At 71.8% G+C, this 19,025-nt stretch carries 14 protein-coding genes; 6 read left to right on the forward strand and 8 right to left on the reverse strand.

The window, feature by feature from the left end; translation table 11 throughout:
* Window positions 1–2: 2 nt before the first annotated feature.
* The 3 genes from C6376_RS14835 to C6376_RS14845 are packed head-to-tail and all read right to left on the reverse strand — an operon-like array spanning window position 3 to window position 4,655.
* Window positions 3–1,958: a substrate-binding domain-containing protein gene (locus tag C6376_RS14835; RefSeq protein WP_173985644.1), complete on the reverse strand. Its 1,956-nt coding sequence runs from the start codon at window positions 1,956–1,958 to the stop codon at window positions 3–5.
* A complete protein-coding gene (locus C6376_RS14840; protein WP_254075941.1) occupies window positions 1,948–3,588 on the reverse strand; it encodes a sugar ABC transporter ATP-binding protein in 1,641 nt (546 codons plus the stop codon). Before C6376_RS14840 ends, C6376_RS14835 begins: the two co-directional genes overlap by 11 nt.
* Window positions 3,585–4,655, reverse strand: coding sequence for a LacI family DNA-binding transcriptional regulator (locus C6376_RS14845; RefSeq protein ID WP_107443854.1), 1,071 nt, complete (start codon window positions 4,653–4,655; stop codon window positions 3,585–3,587). Before C6376_RS14845 ends, C6376_RS14840 begins: the two co-directional genes overlap by 4 nt.
* A 323-nt stretch (window positions 4,656–4,978) precedes the next feature.
* Between C6376_RS14845 and C6376_RS14850 the strand changes: the two genes are divergently transcribed.
* The 3 genes from C6376_RS14850 (at window position 4,979) to C6376_RS14860 (ending at window position 9,265) form a co-directional block, all read left to right on the forward strand.
* On the forward strand, window positions 4,979–5,305 hold the full coding sequence (locus C6376_RS14850) for a hypothetical protein (RefSeq protein WP_107443855.1): 327 nt from the start codon (window positions 4,979–4,981) through the stop codon (window positions 5,303–5,305).
* Window positions 5,306–5,472: 167 nt separating this feature from the next.
* Window positions 5,473–7,734 (forward strand): ATP-dependent RecD-like DNA helicase, encoded by a 2,262-nt coding sequence (locus C6376_RS14855; RefSeq protein ID WP_107443856.1) that lies wholly within the window; start codon window positions 5,473–5,475, stop codon window positions 7,732–7,734.
* A gap of 241 nt (window positions 7,735–7,975) precedes the next feature.
* Window positions 7,976–9,265, forward strand: coding sequence for a citrate synthase (locus tag C6376_RS14860; protein ID WP_107443857.1), 1,290 nt, complete (start codon window positions 7,976–7,978; stop codon window positions 9,263–9,265).
* A 1,083-nt stretch (window positions 9,266–10,348) separates the two neighbouring features.
* Here C6376_RS14860 and C6376_RS14865 read toward each other — a convergent pair.
* Together C6376_RS14865 and C6376_RS14870 are read right to left on the reverse strand one after the other, a co-directional pair.
* Window positions 10,349–12,592, reverse strand: coding sequence for a cation-translocating P-type ATPase (locus tag C6376_RS14865; RefSeq protein WP_107443858.1), 2,244 nt, complete (start codon window positions 12,590–12,592; stop codon window positions 10,349–10,351).
* Window positions 12,593–12,704: 112 nt separating this feature from the next.
* Window positions 12,705–12,944 (reverse strand): heavy-metal-associated domain-containing protein, encoded by a 240-nt coding sequence (locus C6376_RS14870; RefSeq protein ID WP_107448970.1) that lies wholly within the window; start codon window positions 12,942–12,944, stop codon window positions 12,705–12,707.
* Between the two features lie 219 nt (window positions 12,945–13,163).
* Between C6376_RS14870 and C6376_RS14875 the strand changes: the two genes are divergently transcribed.
* Window positions 13,164–14,207, forward strand: a complete 1,044-nt coding sequence (locus tag C6376_RS14875; protein WP_107443859.1) for a zinc-dependent alcohol dehydrogenase family protein — start codon at window positions 13,164–13,166, stop codon at window positions 14,205–14,207.
* Window positions 14,208–14,328: 121 nt separating this feature from the next.
* On the opposite strand, the gene C6376_RS14880 is transcribed toward C6376_RS14875, so the two are convergent.
* From C6376_RS14880 to C6376_RS14890, 3 genes are all read right to left on the reverse strand, one after another.
* Window positions 14,329–14,529 carry an AlpA family transcriptional regulator gene (locus C6376_RS14880; protein WP_107443860.1) on the reverse strand — a complete coding sequence of 67 codons (201 nt, stop codon included), beginning with the start codon at window positions 14,527–14,529 and terminating at the stop codon, window positions 14,329–14,331.
* Window positions 14,530–15,005: 476 nt separating this feature from the next.
* Window positions 15,006–15,839, reverse strand: a complete 834-nt coding sequence (locus tag C6376_RS14885; RefSeq protein WP_107448971.1) for an AraC family transcriptional regulator — start codon at window positions 15,837–15,839, stop codon at window positions 15,006–15,008.
* A 255-nt stretch (window positions 15,840–16,094) separates the two neighbouring features.
* Window positions 16,095–17,012, reverse strand: coding sequence for a sugar phosphate isomerase/epimerase (locus C6376_RS14890; protein ID WP_107443861.1), 918 nt, complete (start codon window positions 17,010–17,012; stop codon window positions 16,095–16,097).
* A gap of 174 nt (window positions 17,013–17,186) precedes the next feature.
* Here C6376_RS14890 and iolC point away from each other — a divergent pair, with 174 nt between their 5' ends.
* Together iolC and C6376_RS14900 are read left to right on the forward strand one after the other, a co-directional pair.
* Entirely contained in the window at window positions 17,187–18,137 is a 951-nt protein-coding gene (iolC, locus tag C6376_RS14895; RefSeq protein WP_107443862.1) for a 5-dehydro-2-deoxygluconokinase, read from the forward strand.
* The gene (locus C6376_RS14900; RefSeq protein ID WP_107443863.1) at window positions 18,134–19,018 is read left to right on the forward strand and encodes a deoxyribose-phosphate aldolase; all 885 of its coding nucleotides are present in this window, start codon (window positions 18,134–18,136) and stop codon (window positions 19,016–19,018) included. The genes iolC and C6376_RS14900 overlap by 4 nt, the downstream gene beginning before the upstream one ends.
* Window positions 19,019–19,025: the final 7 nt, after the last annotated feature.

Here is a 19,025-nt window from a genome sequence, read left to right on the forward strand (position 1 = left end):
TGTCAGCCGCTGAACCCGGCCACGTTCTCCTTCGTGACCACCTTCACCGGCACCTTCACCGTCTCCTCGACCTTCTTGCCCCGCAGCGCCTTCACCGCGTTGTCCACGGCGATCTTCCCGAGCTGCGACGGCTGCTGCGCCACGGACGCGTACAGCGTGCCCTGTTCAACGGCCTTCAGGCCGTCCGGAGTTCCGTCGAAACCGACGACCTGGACCGACGTGCCGGCCTTCGCGCCGAGCGCCTTGATCGCGCCCAGCGCCATCTCGTCGTTGGCGGCGATGACGCCCTGCACGTCCGGGTGCGCCTGGAGCAGGTTCGACATCACGTCGAGTCCCTTGGTGCGGTCGAAGTCGGCAGGCTGCTGGGCGAGCACCTGGATGCCCGGGTAGGCCTTCAGCCCCTTCGCGAAGCCCTCCGCCCGCTCCCGGGCCGCCGACGTGCCGGCCTGGCCCTGCAGAATCACGATCTTGCCCGTGCCGCCCAGCTTCTCGGCGACCGTCTTCGCGGCCAGCTCGCCGCCCGCCACGTTGTCGGAGGCGACCAGCGCGTCCACCGTGGCCTTGTTGACGCCCCGGTCGACCGCGATGACCGGGATCCCCGCCTTGTCGGCGGCCTTCACCGAGTTGCCCGCCGCATCCGAGTCCACCGGGTTGACGATGATCGAGTCGAGGCCCGAACTGGTGAAGTTCTGCAGCTGGTTGGCCTGCTGCGAGGCGTCGTTCTGAGCGTCGGTGACCGTCAGGTCCACGCCCAGCTTCTTCGCCTCGGCCTTCGCGCCGGACTGGATCTGCACGAAGAACGGGTTGTTCAGCGTGGACAGCGCCAGACCGATCCGCGGGTTCGCGGTCGACGAACCGCCGCCGTGCAGGAACGAGGTCGCGCCCACGATCGCCACGGTGACGACCGCCGCGAGTCCGTACGTCGCCGCCTGCCGGCCCTTGCTCCCGCCCGCACCGGTCCCGGCCGCCACCGGGGTCGCCCCCGCCTTGCGGCGCACGGTGTCGAGCAGCACCGCCAGCGCGATGACCACGCCGATGACGACCTGCTGCCAGAAGGCGGAGACCGACAGCAGGTTCAGGCCGTTGCGCAGCACCGCGAGGATCAGCGCGCCGATCAGGGTGCCGGAGGCCTTGCCCGTGCCGCCAGCGAGGGAGGCGCCGCCGATGACGACCGCGGCGATCGCGTCCAGCTCGTAACCGTCGGCGGCCTGCGGCTGCGCCGAGGACAGCCGGGCGGCGAGCACGACGCCCGCCACGGCCGCGAACACCCCGGACAGCGCGTAGATCGCGAGCTTCTGCTTCTTCACCCGCAGACCCGACAGCCGGGCCGCCTCCTCGTTGCCGCCGATCGCGTACATCGAACGCCCGATGTACGTGCGGCCGAGCACGAACGCGGCGAGCAGACCCATCACGATCATGACGAGCACCGGCGTCGGCAGCCAGCCGCCGAGTGTGTCCCCGAGGTGCGAGACCGAGTCGGGGAAGCCGATCGGGGAGCCCTCGGAGATCACCAGCGACAGACCGCGCGCCACGGACAGCATCGCGAGCGTCGCGATGAACGGCGGCAGCTTGCCGTACGCGATGAGGAATCCGTTCACCAGACCGGCCGCGATGCCGGTGACGACGGCCAGCGCCACCGCCAGGACCACCGGCACACCGTGCTGGGTCGCGCTCCAGGCGAGCACGGTCGCCGACAGCGCGGCCACCGAGCCGACCGACAGGTCGATGCCCGCCGCGACGATCACGAAGGTCACGCCGAAGGCGAGGATGGCGGTCACGGCCGCCTGGACGCCCACGTTGAGCAGGTTGTCCGTGGTCAGGAAGTCGCCCGACAGCGCCGACATGGCGACGACGAGGACGATCAGCGCGGTGAGCGCGCCGTTGTCGAGGAGCAGTCGGCGGACCGCCGCGGCGCCGCCACCGGTGCCCGATGTGCTCAGATGCGTGTCAGCGGCCACGGCCGGCCTCCGGTTCGGTGGTAGGGGAAGAGTCGGTGGGGAGGGACTTGGTGGGGAGGGGTTCGGTGGGGGGCGGGTCGGAGGCGGCGGACGCGCCGGCCGCCGGGGACGTTCCGGTGGCCGGGGAGCCGCCGGTCACCGCGGGAGCGCTCACCGCGAGGGCCATCACGGCGTCCTGCGTGGCCTCCTCGGCGGAGAGCCGGCCCGCGATCCGGCCCTGGGACATCACCAGCACCCGGTCGCTCATGCCGAGCACCTCGGGCAGATCGCTGGAGACCATCAGGACGGCGGCGCCGGCGGCCGTCAGTTCGTTGATCAGCTGGTAGATCTCGACCTTGGCGCCGACGTCGATCCCGCGCGTCGGCTCGTCGAGGATCAGCACCCTGGTGTCGGCCAGCAGCCACTTGCCGATGACGACCTTCTGCTGGTTGCCGCCGGACAGCGTGCGCACCTGCTGGTGGAGCCCTGCCATCCGCACCCCGAGCTGCGCGGCGATCCGCGCAGCCGCCTCGCGCAGGCCCTTCAGGTCGACCAGCCCGCCGCGGGTCGCGGCCCGCATGGTGACGAGCCCGAGGTTCTCCTCGACCGACTGGTCGAGCACCAGCCCCTGGCCCTTGCGGTCCTCGGGCACCAGCCCGACGCCGGCCGCCATCGCGGCGTTCACGTCGTGGCGCGGCAGCGGCGCGCCCCCGACCTGCACGGTTCCCCGGTCGTAGGGGTCCGCTCCGAAGACGGCCCGGACGACCTCGGTGCGTCCGGCGCCGACCAGCCCGGCGATGCCGACGACCTCGCCGGCGTGCACCTCGAAGCTGACGTCGTGGAAGACGCCGTCCCGGGTCAGCCCTTCGACGGACAGCAGCGCCGCTCCGGTCCCGGCGCGCTCCCTCGGGTACTGCTGCGCGATGGAGCGGCCCACCATGAGCCGGACGAGTTCGTCCTCCGGCGTGGTGGCGGGCGCCTGTCCCACCGAGCGACCGTCGCGCAGGACGGTGACCCGGTCGCCGAGAGCGGCGATCTCCTCCAGGTGGTGCGTGATGAACACGATGCCCACGCCGTCCTCGCGCAGCCTGCGCACGATGGCGAAGAGCTTGTCGACCTCCTCGGAGGTCAGCACGGCGGTCGGTTCGTCCATGATCAGCACGCGGGCGTCCAGACTGAGCGCCTTGGCGATCTCGACCATCTGCAGCCGGGCGATGCCGAGTTCCCGCACACGCGCGCGGGGCGAGACGTGCACGCCCACCCGCTCCAGCAGGACGGCCGCCTCGGCCTCCATCCGCCCCCGGTCGATCATCCCGAACCGGCGGGGCTGCCGTCCCAGGAAGATGTTCTCGGCGACCGTCAGGTCGGGGACGAGGTTGAACTCCTGGTAGATGGTGGCGATACCGAGGCGTGCGGCGTCCTGCGCGCCGTGGATGCGCACCTCCTCGCCGCCGGCCAGGATCCGCCCGGCGTCGGGCCGGTAGGCGCCGGAGAGCATCTTGATGAGGGTGCTCTTTCCCGCGCCGTTCTCGCCGAGCAGCACATGCACCTCGCCCCGCCGCAGGTCGAAGTCGACGCTGTCGAGCGCGACCACGCCGGGGAAGGTCTTGCGTATGCCCTCGATGCGCAGCAACTCGTCCGGGTCGCTCACGTCTGGCTCCTGTTCGTTACGGGGGACGGCTCCTGAGAGGCGGGGAACTCCTCCGGAGCGGGCGGCTCCTGAGAGGCGGGCTCGCCGCACGAGCGGCGCACGACGAGCCGGGCGGGCAGCGTGACGGACTGCGGGGGCCGCCCCTCGATGCGGTCGACCAGCGCCCGCACCGCGGCCCGGCCGAGTTCGCCGGTCGGCTGGGCGATCGCGGTGACCGGCGGGTCGGTGTGCACGAACCACGGGATGTCGTCGAACGCGGCGAGCGCCAGATCGCCCGGCACGCGCAGCCCCCGCGCGCGTACGGCGTCCAGCGCGCCCAGCGCCATCAGGTTGTCGGCGGCGAACACGACCTCGGGTGGCTCTGGCAGGTCGAGGAACCCCTCGGTGACCCGCCGCCCGCTCTCCGCCTGGAAGTCGCCCTGACCGATGTAGGCGTCCGGGAGGGGGAGGCCGTACTCGGCCAGGGCTTCCCGGAACGCGTCGACGCGCTCGCTGCCGGTGGTGGTGGCCGCCGGGCCCGCGATGATGGCGAGCCGCCGGTGTCCGAGCCCGTGCAGATGCGCCACGAGGTCGCGCACCGCGGCCCGTCCGTCCGCCCGCACCACGGGCACGTCGACGCCCGGGATCCACCGGTCGACGAACACCATCGGGGTGCCCCCGCGCGTGGCCTCCAGCATCAGCGGCGAGGCGCCGTCGGTGGGGGAGACGAGGAGCCCGTCGATGCGGCGGTCCAGCAGGTTGCGCACATGGTGGTCCTGGAGGTCGGGCCGCTCGTCGGCGTTGCCGATGATGACGCTGTAGCCGAGCGCGCGGGCCGCCTCCTCGACGGATCGGGCCAGTTCGGTGAAGTAGGGGTTCATCACGTCGCTGATGACCAGGCCGAGGGTGTGGGTCTGGTCGGTGCGCAGCGACCGGGCCACGGCGTTCGGGCGGTAGCCCAGCGTCTGCACGGCGGCCAGCACGCGCGTGCGGGCGTCCGCGCTGACCGACGGATGGTCGTTCAGGACGCGGGACACCGTGGCGACGGAGACCCCCGCCTCGGCAGCGACGTCCTTGATGCTCGCCATCGCCTGCCACCTCCTCGTGGACTCGGGTCGGATATGTGGGACACGCCGGGGAATCGCTGCGCGCGACCAGTGCGCGCAACCAGGCCGTGGAACCAGGTCGCGCAACCATGTCGTGGAACCAATGCGTGGAATCGATTACATCGACGTGTACGGAGGAATGGAATCGATTACACGAGCCGGAATCAACCCCTCCGCACCATCCCGCAACCGGATCGTGATGTGTGGCTCCCTGGGGGACGCCTGACGAGTCCGGGGCCTGTCCTAGGCTGCCCCTGTCCGTCGCGGGTGACATGCCCGCGCCAGTCGACAGGGGAGCAGTGCACATGCGCGCAGGCCGGATACTCGGAGCGACGATCGGGGCCCTCGCCCTGGGACTCGGGACCACCGTCGTCGTCGCGGCCCCCGCGTCCGCGGCGGGCTGCACGGCCAAGGCCGACGAGACGGTCGTCATCCGGGCCACGAAGTCCACCGGAGGCACGGCCCTCGCCCAGCTCAACAAGGGCCAGAGCGCGCCTGCGGACTGCACGATGTACTACGTCAACACCTCGTACGAGAAGTGCGGCATCGTCAGCAAGCGGTGGGTGAAGGTCACCCGGAGCGGCGTCACCGGCTACGTCGTCGGCACCTGTGTGACGATCACACAGAACTGAACCGGCCCGGACGCCGCACACCCCGCCGCCGCTGATCCCGACCGGTCCTGTTGCGCCGGTCCGCCGCCGCTGATCCCGACCGGTTCTGCTGCGCCGGTCCGCCGGTCCGCCGGCCTCGGTGGGACGGCCCGGGCCGGACTGTCGGTGCCGGACGGTACGGTCGGTTCATGTCCCAACAGACGGGGGCCGCCCAGGCGGCGGGCGAGCGGCGGCTGGCCACGCTGGAAGGCGTGCTCGAGCGCATCACTTACGCCAACGAGGAGAACGGCTACACGGTCGCCCGCGTCGACACCGGCCGGGGCGCGGGCGACCTGCTCACGGTCGTGGGCGCGCTCCTCGGCGCCCAGGTCGGCGAGTCCCTGCGCATGGAGGGCCGTTGGGGCTCCCACCCGCAGTACGGCAAGCAGTTCACCGTCGAGAACTACACGACCGTGCTGCCCGCAACCGTCCAGGGCATCCGCCGCTACCTGGGATCGGGCCTGGTCAAGGGCATCGGTCCGGTCTTCGCCGACCGCATCACCCAGCACTTCGGCGTGGACACCCTGAAGATCATCGAGGAGGAGCCCGAGCGGCTCGTCGAGGTCCCCGGCCTCGGCCCCAAGCGCACCAAGAAGATCGCCGACGCCTGGGAGGAACAGAAGGCGATCAAGGAGGTCATGCTCTTCCTGCAGACCGTCGAGGTGTCCACCTCCATCGCGGTGCGCATCTACAAGAAGTACGGCGACGCCTCCATCTCCGTGGTGAAGAACCAGCCCTACCGGCTGGCCGCCGACGTCTGGGGCATCGGCTTCCTCACCGCCGACAAGATCGCCCAGTCCGTCGGCATCCCGCACGACAGCCCCGAGCGGGTCAAGGCGGGCCTCCAGTACGCGCTGTCCCAGGCCACCGACCAGGGCCACTGCTACCTCCCCGAGGAGCGGCTGATCGCCGACGCCGTCAAGCTGCTCCAGGTCGACACCGGCCTCGTCATCGAGTGCCTCGCCGCCCTCGCGGAACCCTCGGAGGAGGGCGAGGAGCCGGGAGTCGTCCGGGAGCGGGTGCCGGGCCCGGACGGCGCGGCGGAACCCGTCACCGCCGTCTACCTGGTCCCCTTCCACCGGGCCGAACTCTCCCTCTCCGCCCAGCTGTTGCGGCTGCTGCGCACCGACGAGGACCGGATGCCGGCCTTTCGTGACGTGTCCTGGGACAAGGCGCTGGCGTGGCTGAAGTCCCGTACGCGGGCGGAGCTCGCGCCCGAGCAGGAGGCGGCCGTCAAGCTGGCGCTGACCGAGAAGGTGGCCGTGCTGACCGGCGGCCCGGGCTGCGGCAAGTCGTTCACCGTCCGCTCGATCGTGGAGCTGGCCCGCGCGAGGAAGGCGAAGGTCGTGCTGGCGGCGCCCACCGGCCGCGCCGCCAAGCGGCTCGCCGAGCTCACCGGCGCGGAGGCCTCCACCGTCCACCGCCTGCTGGAGCTCAAGCCCGGCGGTGACGCGGCCTATGACCGCGACCGCCCGCTGGACGCCGATCTGGTGGTGGTCGACGAGGCGTCGATGCTGGACCTCCTCCTCGCCAACAAGCTGGTCAAGGCCGTGCCGCCCGGCGCGCACCTGCTCTTCGTCGGGGACGTCGACCAGTTGCCCAGCGTCGGCGCGGGCGAGGTGCTGCGCGATCTCCTGGCCGACGGCAGTCCGGTCCCCGCGGTGCGGCTCACGCGCGTGTTCCGCCAGGCGCAGCAGTCGGGCGTGGTGACCAACGCGCACCGCATCAACGCCGGTCAGCACCCGGTCACCGACGGCATGAAGGACTTCTTCCTCTTCGTCGAGGACGACACCGAGGAGACCGGCCGCCTCACGGTGGACGTGGCCGCCCGGCGCATCCCGGCCAAGTTCGGCCTGGACCCGCGCCGGGACGTGCAGGTGCTGGCGCCCATGCACCGCGGCCCGGCCGGCGCCGGCGCCCTCAACGGCCTTCTCCAGCAGGCCGTGACGCCCGGCCGCCCCGACGTCCCCGAGAAGCGCTTCGGTGGCCGGGTCTTCCGCGTCGGCGACAAGGTCACCCAGATCCGCAACAATTACGAGAAGGGGGAGAACGGCGTCTTCAACGGCACCGTGGGAGTGGTGACCTCGCTCGACCCGGTCGACCAGCGGCTCACGGTGCTGACCGACGAGGACGAGGAGGTCCCGTACGAGTTCGACGAGCTGGACGAGCTGGCCCATGCGTACGCGGTGACCATCCACCGGTCCCAGGGAAGTGAATATCCCGCGGTGGTGATCCCCGTCACCACCGGAGCATGGATGATGCTGCAGCGGAATCTTCTGTATACGGCCGTCACCCGCGCGAAGAAGCTGGTCGTCCTCGTCGGCTCCCGCAAGGCGATCGGCCAGGCGGTGCGCACGGTGTCGGCGGGCCGCCGCTGCACGGCCCTGGACTTCCGGCTGGCGGGCCGGTGACCTGAGCCGTCCCGGGGGCGGTGCGCACACGGCGGAAAAATGATCGATCAAATGAGTCGCGAAGGTCACAGAGCACTTCCCCAACCGTGACCAAGGCGGCAGGATGAGCTGGTTGGCGGCACTGAGTGCCGCCGATGAGCCCAATGGTCGACCCCGAGTGCACTCTCGTGCGCCAAATGGGGGATGGTAGAGACAGTCAGGGCAACCTCGAAGAAGAGGCACAACGTCGGTGAGGGATGACGTGAGCGACAACTCTGTAGTACTGCGGTACGGCGACGGCGAGTACACCTACCCGGTGATCGACAGCACCGTCGGCGACAAGGGCTTCGACATCGGGAAGCTCCGCGCCCAGACCGGTCTGGTGACCCTGGACAGCGGCTACGGCAACACCGCCGCCTATAAATCCGCGATCACCTACCTCGACGGCGAACAGGGCATCCTCCGGTACCGCGGCTACCCGATCGAGCAGCTGGCCGAGCGGTCGACCTTCCTCGAGGTCGCCTACCTCCTGATCAACGGAGAGCTGCCGACCGTCGACGAGCTCACCGTCTTCCAGAGCGACATCACGCAGCACACCCTGCTGCACGAGGACGTCAAGAACTTCTACCGCGGCTTCCCGCGCGACGCGCACCCGATGGCCATGCTGTCGTCGGTGGTCTCCGCGCTGTCCACGTTCTACCAGGACAGCCACAACCCGTTCGACGAGAAGCAGCGCAACCTCTCCACCATCAGGCTGCTCGCCAAGCTTCCGACGATCGCCGCGTACGCCTACAAGAAGTCGATCGGCCACCCGTTCGTCTACCCGCGCAACGACCTCGGCTACGTCGAGAACTTCCTGCGCATGACGTTCTCCGTGCCGGCCCAGGAGTACGACCTCGACCCGGTCGTCGTCTCCGCGCTCGACAAGCTGCTGATCCTGCACGCGGACCACGAGCAGAACTGCTCCACCTCCACGGTCCGCCTGGTCGGTTCGTCCCAGGCCAACATGTTCGCGTCGATCTCGGCCGGCATCTCCGCCCTGTGGGGTCCGCTGCACGGCGGCGCCAACCAGTCAGTGCTGGAGATGCTCGAGGGCATCCAGGCCAACGGCGGCGACGTCGACTCCTTCATCCGCAAGGTGAAGAACAAGGAGGACGGCGTCCGCCTGATGGGCTTCGGCCACCGGGTGTACAAGTCCTTCGACCCGCGCGCCAAGATCATCAAGGCGGCCGCGCACGACGTCCTCTCCGCCCTCGGCAAGTCCGACGAGCTGCTGGACATCGCGCTGAAGCTGGAGGAGCACGCGCTCTCCGACGACTACTTCGTCTCGCGCAACCTCTACCCCAACGTCGACTTCTACACCGGCCTCATCTACCGGGCCATGGGCTTCCCGACCGAGATGTTCACGGTCCTCTTCGCCCTCGGCCGCCTCCCGGGCTGGATCGCCCAGTGGCACGAGATGATCAAGGAGCCGGGTTCCCGCATCGGCCGCCCGCGCCAGATCTACACCGGCGTGGTCGAGCGCGACTTCGTGCCCGTCGAGCAGCGCTGACGCCTCCGGCGGGGGCCGGGTCTCCATCAGGTGCCCCTCGCTTGTGATGTTCTGATGTTCGACTGCCCGGGGCCTTGTCCCGGGCAGTCGTGTGTCCGGGGCCGGGCACCCGGGGGCCCAGGGCCCAGGGGGAGAGGTTCGGGGGTCTCGGGGCACGTCTTCGGGTGCGGGTGGGTGGGGCCTGGTCGCGCAGTTCCCCGCGCCCCTGAGGTCGGGATGGTCGGCCGCGTTCAGAGGGGTCCCTGCGCCCGCAGGTCGGGGTGGTCGGCCGCGTCCGGAGGTGCCCGTGCCCTGAGGTCGGGGTGGTCGGCCGCGTCCGGAGGTGCCCGTGCCCTGAGGTCGGGGTGGTCGGCCGCGTCCGGAGGTGCCCGTGCCCTGAGGTCGGGGTGGTCGGCGGCGTTCAGAGGGGTCCCTGCGCCCGCAGGTGGGGGTGGGCGGCCGCGTTCGAGGGTTCGGCGCGCTCACCTGGAGTCGGGGTCGTAGGGCCCTTTCGCGGGCTCCGCTGTACGGGTTCCGATGTGCGGGCAAACGGAAGGCGCCCCGGCGCCAGTCCCCCCACGGGCCGACGACCAGGGCGCCTTCCCATGTCCCGGTGCGGATTCCCCCCACGGGATCCGGCCGGGCGTTGTGAGGACAGCGCCTGAATTCGCTGTTTTCTACGGTATGCGGTTGTTGTGCCTGCGGTTGAGCAGAACGAGCAGAACTGCTCGTACTACCGCAGTGTGCGGTCTGCCGGGACAGCGCACGCTGGGAGGGCCGCTCAAAGCTTCCCGGTGTGCGTGCCCCGGCAACGCATCTCTGAGGAAGTCCCCCAAGACATCCTCAGACGTCAGGGCACGCCCCCCAAGACGTTTCCCGACATCGTCAACTTAGACCTTCGAACCCCTTCGATGGTTTCGTTCGCATCACTGTGATCTGTGTCTCTTGCATATGTCCGTTAGATGCGCAAGAGAACGGATACGGCGATCGAGGCCCAAGCGTAAGGATGATGCGCGAGCCTTGTGAAGAGCTTATGTGAGGTACGGGCAGGACTCCAGGGGTCTCGTCGAAAGGCCGGGACCTACCCGGCGGTATGGTCCGTCCTCACCTGAAGGCGCGCAGCCGCAGGCTGTTGGTGACGACGAACACCGACGAGAACGCCATCGCCGCCCCCGCGATCATCGGGTTCAGCAGGCCGGCCGCGGCCAGCGGCAGCGCCGCCACGTTGTAGCCGAAGGCCCACACCAGGTTCCCCTTGATCGTGGCGAGCGTCCGCCGGGACAGCCGTATCGCGTCCGCGGCCACCCGCAGGTCGCCGCGCACCAGTGTCAGGTCGCTCGCCTCGATCGCCGCGTCGGTGCCCGTTCCCATGGCCAGTCCCAGGTCGGCGGTGGCGAGCGCGGCCGCGTCGTTGACCCCGTCCCCGACCATGGCGACGACCCGCCCTTCGTCCTGCAGCCGCCGCACCACGTCGACCTTGTCCTCCGGCAGGACCTCGGCGACGACCCGGTCGATCCCGACGGCCGCCGCGACCGCCTCCGCGACCGTCCGGTTGTCCCCGGTCAGCAGCACGGGCGTGAGTCCCAGCGCCCGCAGTTCCCGGACCGCCTCGGCGCTGGTCTCCTTGACCGCGTCGGCGACCGCGAGCACCCCGCGCGCCACGCCGTCCCACCCGGCGACGACGGCCGTCATACCGCCCCGCTCGGCCTCGTCCCTGGCGCGCGCCAACTCCTCGGGCAGGGACGCGAACAGGCGCCCCACGGCCACCTCGTGGCCCTCCACCAGCCCGCGCACACCCCGGCCGGGCACGTTCTCGAACCGTTCTGCCGGCGGCAGCTCGCCGACCCGCTCCTCGGCGCCCGCGGCCACCGCCCGGGCGACCGGGTGCTCCGAGGCGTGCTCGAGGGCGCCGGCGAGGCGCAGCAGCAGCCGCTCGTCCACGCCGTCGGCGACGTGCACGTCCTGGAGGGTCATCCGGCCGGTCGTGACGGTGCCGGTCTTGTCGAGGACGACGGTGTCGACGCGGCGCGTGGACTCCAGGACCTCCGGGCCCTTGATGAGGATGCCGAGCTGCGCGCCGCGCCCGGTGCCCACCATGAGCGCGGTGGGCGTGGCGAGCCCGAGCGCACACGGGCAGGCGATGATCAGCACGGCGACGGCCGCCGTGAACGCGGCGGCCGTGTCGCCCGTCGCCACGAGCCAGCCCCCGAAACAGGCGAGCGCGACCAGCAGCACCGCCGGCACGAAGACGCCGGAGATCCGGTCGGCAAGCCGCTGCACCTCGGCCTTGCCGGTCTGCGCCTCCTCCACCAGCTGCGCCATGCGGGCGAGCCGGGTGTCCGAGCCGATCCGGGTCGCCTCGACCGTCAGCCGGCCGCCGGCGTTCACGGTCGCTCCGGTGACGGCGTCGCCCGGCGCGACGTCCACCGGCACGGACTCACCGGTCAGCATGGAGGCGTCCACGGCGGACGTGCCCTGCACGACGGTCCCGTCGGTGGCGATCTTCTCGCCGGGCCGCACGACGAACCGGTCCCCGACCGCCAGCCGGTCCACGGGGATGCGCACCTCGCGCCCGTCCCGCAGCACGGCGACCTCCTTCGCGCCCAGCTCCATCAGCGCCCGCAGGGCCGCTCCCGCGCGCCGCTTGGAGCGGGCCTCGAGATAGCGGCCGAGCAGGATGAAGGCGGTCACGCCGGCGGCGACCTCGAGATAGATCGTCGAGGCGCCCTCCGTGCGGGAGACGGTCAGCTCGAAGGGGTGCCGCATGCCGGGCATCCCCGCGTCGCCGAAGAACAGCGCCCACAGCGACCAGCCGAGCGCGGCCAGCGTGCCGACGGAGACCAGGGTGTCCATGGTGGCCGCGCCGTGCCGCAGGTTCGTCCAGGCCGCCCTGTGCAGCGGTGCCCCGCCCCAGACCACCGCCGGGGCGGCGAGCGTCAGCGAGAGCCACTGCCAGTTGTCGAACTGCAGGGACGGGACCATCGCGAGCAGCACGACGGGCGCGGCGAGCGCGACGGTGACGAGGAGGCGGTGACGCAGGGCCGACAGCTCGGGGTCCCGCGGTGCGTCGTCGGCGTCCTGCGGGGCCGGCTCGGGCGCGGGTTCCTCGGCCGTGTACCCGGTCTTCACCACGGTCGCGATCAGGTCGGCGACCTCGACGCCGGCCGGATAGCTGACCCGTGCCTTCTCGGTCGCGTAGTTGACCGTGGCGGTGACGCCGTCCATGCGGTTGAGCTTCTTCTCCACGCGTGCCGCGCAGGAGGCGCAGGTCATCCCGCCGATCAGCAGCTCGACCTCGGAAGGGGGAGCGGCTGTCGGGGACTCGGTGGCGGTGGCGGTGCTGGTCATGTCCGTACTCCAGGAAACGGACCGGGCCGTACGGAACCAGTATCAGCTGGTCGGCACGGCCCGGTGGATGCCTCGGGATGGGAAAGCGGCTGCTCGGACCCGTGGGGCCTGCTCAGGCCCGGCCGGCCAGCTCGAAGCCCGCCTCGTCGACCGCGGCGCGCACGGCCTCCTCGTCGAGCGGGGCGACGGAGACGACCGTGACCTCGCCGGTGGAGGCGACGGCCTTCACCGAGGTGACGCCGGCGAGCTCCGAGAGCTCGCCGGAAACGGCGCCCTCGCAGTGGCCGCAGCTCATGCCGCTCACCTGGTAGACGGTGGTGACGGAGCCCGGGGTATCGGTTGCAGCGGTCATGTCGTTCTCCTCGTAGCGGCGGCTGGGGCGGGCGGTCGCCGGTGCCGTGACCGGCACGGTGGGCCTGCCGTTGTCGAGTATACCCCTAGGGGGTATGAACCAGAAGGGTCGTCGTTGCCGACGCGCCGCGCACCCGCACCCGCGTTCTCCTCGCGCCGGCCGCCCGGCGACGATGTACCCGCCGACGAGACGGCGACGAGAACGGCGACAGGAGCGCGGATGCGAGCGGTGGTCTTCGAGCGGTACGGCGAACCGGCCGAGGTGCGTGAGGTGCCCGACCCCCGGCCCGCCCCCCATGGAGTGGTCGTGCGGGTGGAGGCCACCGGCCTGTGCCGCAGCGACTGGCACGGCTGGATGGGTCACGACCCGGACATCGCCCTGCCGCACGTGCCCGGTCACGAACTCGCCGGCGTCGTCGAGCAGGTCGGCGAGCTGGTCACCCTCCGGCGGCCCGGCGACCGGGTCACCGTCCCCTTCGTGTGCGGCTGCGGCAGCTGCCCGTCCTGTGCGGCCGGCCACCACCAGGTGTGCGAACACCAGACGCAGCCCGGCTTCACGCACTGGGGCTCCTACGCCCAGTACGTGGCCCTGGACCACGCCGACGTGAACCTGGTCGTGCTCCCCGACTACCTGTCGTACGCGACGGCCGCCTCCCTCGGCTGCCGCTTCGCCACCGCGTTCCGGGCGGTCGTGCAGCAGGGCCGGGTCGCGGCCGGGGAGTGGGTGGCGGTGCACGGCTGCGGAGGCGTGGGCCTCTCGGCCGTGATGATCGCGGCGGCGAGCGGTGCGCGGGTGGTGGCGGTGGACGTCTCGCCGCAGGCCCTGGAGCTGGCGCGGACGTTCGGCGCGGCGGAGTGCGTGGACGCGGCCCACGTGCCGGACACGGCCGAGGCGGTCCGTGAGCTGACCGGCGGCGGCGCGCACCTCTCCCTCGACGCCCTGGGCTCCCCGGCGGTCTGCGCCGCCTCCGTCAACGGCCTGCGCCGCCGCGGCCGTCATGTCCAGGTCGGCCTGCTGCCCTCCGCGGACGGCATGACGTCCGTGCCGCTGGCCCGTGCCGTCGCCCTGGAACTGGAGATCCTGGGCAGCCACGGCATGGCGGCGCACGCCTACCCGGAGCTGCTGGAGCTGGTCCGGTCGGGCGTGCTGCGCCCCGACCTGCTGGTGACGTCCACGATCACGCTCGACGCCGCTCCGGCGGCGCTGGCGGCGTTGGGGGCGAGTCCGGGCGCGGGGATGACGGTCGTCGAGCCGTGGACCTGAGCGGACCACCGGCATACGGGACGGCCGCCGTCGGGCGGACGTTGCGGAGGCACCCGGAAAGCGCCGTGCCCCACGTCACCGGTGGGACACGGTGTGACGCCGGGGATTCCCCCCGGGGTGGTCAGGCCGGCCCGCGGCCGCGGTTGCCCGGGCGGGAGGCGACCCAGGCGCGGACGGTGTCGGCGTACCAGTAGGGCTTGCCGCCCTCGACGTGGTCGGGCGGGGGCAGCAGTCCGTGTTTGCGGTAGGACCGCACGGTGTCCGGCTGCACCTTGATGTGCGCCGCGATCTCCTTGTAGGACCAGAGCCTTCGGTCGGTCATGAGCCGCACCTTCCCTGCGGGCGCGGGGCGGCGGCCGGGAGGCCGCCCGGGGGAGCCCCGCGCTGCGCTGGCGATCAACGAGCCTGTGCCCCGTCAACGAGGCACGGTGACCGAGAGGAGACGGCTGTTGACAGCATGTGACACAAGGCTCACACACACGCGACATGTGTGACAGGAAGGGGGTTTTTGTGACACCGGTGACGCAAAGCCGGGCGTGGGGTCCGCGAGCGGGACGCCCGCCGGTCGAAGGGCCCTGGCCGCCGGGGCAGGCGCCGGGGCCGTCGGTGCGGGCGACAGGAGACGGGCCGGGCCCGCTGCGACAGGCCCGGCCCGACCCCGTTCCCCGCCATCCCCCCGGTACGTTCCCGTCGGCCGGACCGGCCGGATCCACCGCATGGGCCGGAGCAACCGCATGGGTCTGATCGGCCGGTTCGGCCGGAACGACCGGATTCACCTGGCAGGACCCCAGCCTGTATTCAGCCAATGCGTCCGGTCTTGGAAAAATCCGCACCCGGTCCGGACCAACCACCGGCCGGTGTCGGCAGCAGCAGGCTGGTCGCCTCGCCGCCCAGTCGGTCCGCCGCCGGGGACACCGGTTCCGGCAACCGCCTGGCCTGCGCGAACTGCCTCGGCGTGCACCCCGTCATCGCCTTGAACTCGCCGCTGAGGTGAGCCTGGTCGTAGAAGCCGCACAGGGCCGCCGTCTCCGCCGCGCTCCGCCCCTCGGCAAGCAGCCGCCGGGCCCGTTGCAGCCGCAGTACGCGGGCCGCGGCCTTCGGTCCCAGCCCGATCTGCTCGCGGAAACGGCTCTCCAGCTGCCGTACGCTCCAGCCGACCTCCTCGGCCAGCCGGGGGACCGGCAGCGTGCCGTCCGTGCGCACCAGCAGCGACCAGGCCCGTGCCACCCGCTCCGAACCCGGGGCGGCCGCCTGCCGCCAGCGGTCGAACGTGTCGTCGAGCAGCGCGAATCTCCGCTCCCAGCACGGCAACGCGGCCAGGGCGGCGGTGAGTTCGCCGAGGGGCGAGCCGAGGGTGTGGGGCAGCTCGTCCGGATCCACCGTGCGGTTGACGAGCTCGTGCTGCGGCGTGCCGAACAGAGCGAACGCGGTCCAGGGCGTCAGCAGCACCTCGACGCCCGAGAACCGTCCGCAGTGTTCCCCGACGGCGGGCGTGGTGGTGGGCCCGCAGTACACGGAGGCGAGGGTCTCCGGCTCCTGTCCCGCCCGCCAGATCCGCACCGGCTCGTCGAACCCCAGCAGCAGGGTGGAGGCGCCGATGGGCGCCTCGAGCCGCCGCCGGGGCCGGGGCATCGCGAGCCGGATCCCGCGGTAGCTCATCACCCCCGGCCGCAGCCGCGGATGAGGAAACGCGGTGACGAACTCCCAGGATCCGCCCGGCCCTTGCCCGGACCGGGCGTGTACCGCCCGTACAGCCATGGGCGCTTATGTTGCTCCAGCGCGCGCGGCACCGCCAGGGGTCCCGCAGGCCCGCCCCGATCCGCCCTGATCCGCCCCGGTCCCGGCGGGACCGGCGGGACCGGGCCTCCGGGGCCGGGCGGGCCCGCGTCAGGCCCCGCAGCTCCGCAGGAAGGCCCGCGTGCGCTGCGCGATCGGCAGCGGGGTGTCCGGGGCGCACGGGTACATGTCCTGCTCGACGATCGCGAACAGGTCCACGTCCAGCTTCTGCGCCGCCTCCAGCACCGGCCCCAGCGCCGGCACGCCCGCGGGCGGCTCGCACATGACGCCCTGCGCCACGGCAGGCCCGAAGGGCGTCCCCTTGGCGCGCACGTCGGCCAGGATCTCGGGGTCGACCTGCTTGAGGTGCAGGTAGCCGATGCGCTCCCCGTACGTCTCGATCAGCTTGACGCTGTCGCCGCCGCAGTAGGCGTAGTGGCCGGTGTCCAGGCACAGCGACACCAGGTCGGAGTCGGTGCCGTCCAGGAACCGGGCGACGTTCTCCTCGCTGTCGACATGGGTGTCGGCGTGCGGGTGGACGACGATCCGCAGTCCGTACCGTTCCCGCACCTCCCGCCCGAGCCGCTCGGTCAGCGAGGTCAGGTTGCGCCACTGCTCGGCCGTGAGCGTGTCGGACTCCAGCACCTCGCCGGTCTTGTCGTCCCGCCAGAACGACGGGATGACGACCAGGTGCCTCGCGCCCATCGCCTGCGCGAGCACCGCGTTGTCGGCGACGTGCGCCCAGGTCTTCTCCCACACGGCCTCGCCGTGGTGCAGGCCGGTGAAGACCGTGCCCGCCGAGACCTTCAGGCCGCGCCTGGACGTCTCCTCGGTGAGTACGGCGGGGTCGGTCGGCAGGTACCCGTAGGGGCCGAGCTCGATCCACTCGTAGCCGGACTGCGCCACCTCGTCGAGGAAGCGCTGCCACGGGACCTGGGCGGGATCGTCCGGGAACCAGACGCCCCAGCTGTCGGGGGCCGATCCGATCCGGATGCGGGAAAGTGAGGACTGAGGTGACAACGACGTCATGGCCGCCAGAGTGCGGTCTCGCCGAAGGGGTGTCAAGGCCTGGTCCGAATGTCTGGACAAAACATTGACAGGGCCCGCCGTGCGGGGCTACAAAGCCTGAGAGCCGATACGGGACGTGTGCCGAGGACATGCCGCGAGCGGCGTCACGGGGACGACCGACACGAAGGGAAGTCGATGGCGTACGACCTGATCACCATGGGGCGGATAGGGGTGGACCTCTATCCCCTGCAGACGGGCGTCCCGCTCCCGCAGGTCACGTCCTTCGGGAAGTTCCTGGGCGGATCGGCGACCAACGTGGCGGTCGCCGCGGCCCGTCTCGGCCGGTCCACGGCGGTGATCTCGCGCACCGGAGACGACCCCTTCGGCGCCTATCTGCACGAGGCCCTGCGCGGCTTCGGCGTCGACGACCGCTGGGTGACGCCGGTGCCCGGCCTGCCGACGCCCGTCACCTTCTGCGAGGTCTTCCCGCCGGACGACTTCCCGCTGTACTTCTACCGGCAGCCCAAGGCGCCGGACCTGGAGATCGACGCCCACGAGCTCGACCTCGACGCCGTCCGCGAGGCCCGCGTCTTCTGGGTCACCGGCACCGGCCTGAGCGAGGAGCCCAGCCGGACCGCGACCCTCGCCGCCCTCGCCCACCGCGACAAGGCCGGCACCACGGTCTTCGACCTCGACTGGCGCCCGATGTTCTGGAGCGACCCCGACGCCGCCCGCCCGTTCTACGCCGAGGCCCTGAAGCACACCACCGTCGCCGTCGGCAACCTCGACGAGGTGGAGGTGGCGACCGGCGTGCGCGAGCCCCGGGCCGCCGCGCAGGCGCTGCTGGACGCCGGCGTCGAGCTCGCCGTCGTCAAGCAGGGGCCCAAGGGCGTCCTCGCCGTCGACAGCAAGGGCGGGTCCGCCGAGGTCCCGCCGCTGCCGGTGAACGTCCTCAACGGCCTCGGGGCCGGCGACGCCTTCGGCGGCTCCCTCTGCCACGGCCTGCTCGCGGGCTGGGACCTGGAGAAGACCATGCGGCACGCCAACGCCGCCGGCGCCATCGTCGCCTCCCGGCTGGAGTGCTCCTCGGCCATGCCGACGCCGGACGAAGTGGCCGCGGCGATCGAGGCGGGAGCCGTCCTGTGACCACCGTCGACGTCTCCGAACTCGTCCGCCTGCGCAGCCGCCGCCCCGAGGCGATCGCCGAGGCCGCGGCCCGCCGCACCCGCCGGCCGCTGCTCGGCGACTCCGGCCGGCTGATGATCGTCGCCGCCGACCACCCGGCCCGCGGCGCGCTCGGCGTCGGCGGGCGCAGGCTGGCCATGGCCAACCGTGCCGACCTGCTGGAACGCCTCTGCCTCGCCCTGTCCCGCCCCGGCGTGGACGGCGTACTCGCGACCGCCGACATCCTGGACGACCTGCTGCTGCTCGGCGCCCTCGACGACAAGATCGTCATGGGCTCAATGAACCGCGGCGGCCTCCAGGGCGCCGCCTTCGAACTCGACGACCGCTTCACCGGCCACCGCGCCGAGGACATCGAGCGGCTCAACTTCGACGCGGGCAAACTGCTGCTGCGCATCGACTACGACGACCCGGGCTCCCTCACCACGCTCGAGACCACCGCCCGCGCCGTCGACGACATGGCCGCCCGCGGACTCCCCCTCTTCGTCGAGCCGTTCATCAGCCGGCGCACCCCCGACGGCAGGCTCGGCAACGACCTCTCCGCGGAGGCCGTCACCCGGTCGATCGCCATCGCCTCCGGGCTGGGCGGCACCTCGGCCTACACCTGGCTGAAGGTGCCCGTCACCGACAACCCCGACGACATGGCCGAGGTCATGCAGACGTCCACGCTCCCCGCCGTCCTGCTGGGCGGCGAGGTCGGCGACGACCAGGACGGCGCGTACGAGAAGTGGCGCGGCGCGCTGCAACTGCCCACCGTCCAGGGCCTGGTGGTCGGACGTTCGCTGCTGTACCCGGCGGACGGGGACGTCGCCGCCGCCGTGGACACCGCCGTAGGACTGCTGTGAGGACCGC

Source organism: Streptomyces sp. P3 (assembly GCF_003032475.1).
Classification (GTDB): Bacteria; Actinomycetota; Actinomycetes; order Streptomycetales; family Streptomycetaceae; genus Streptomyces.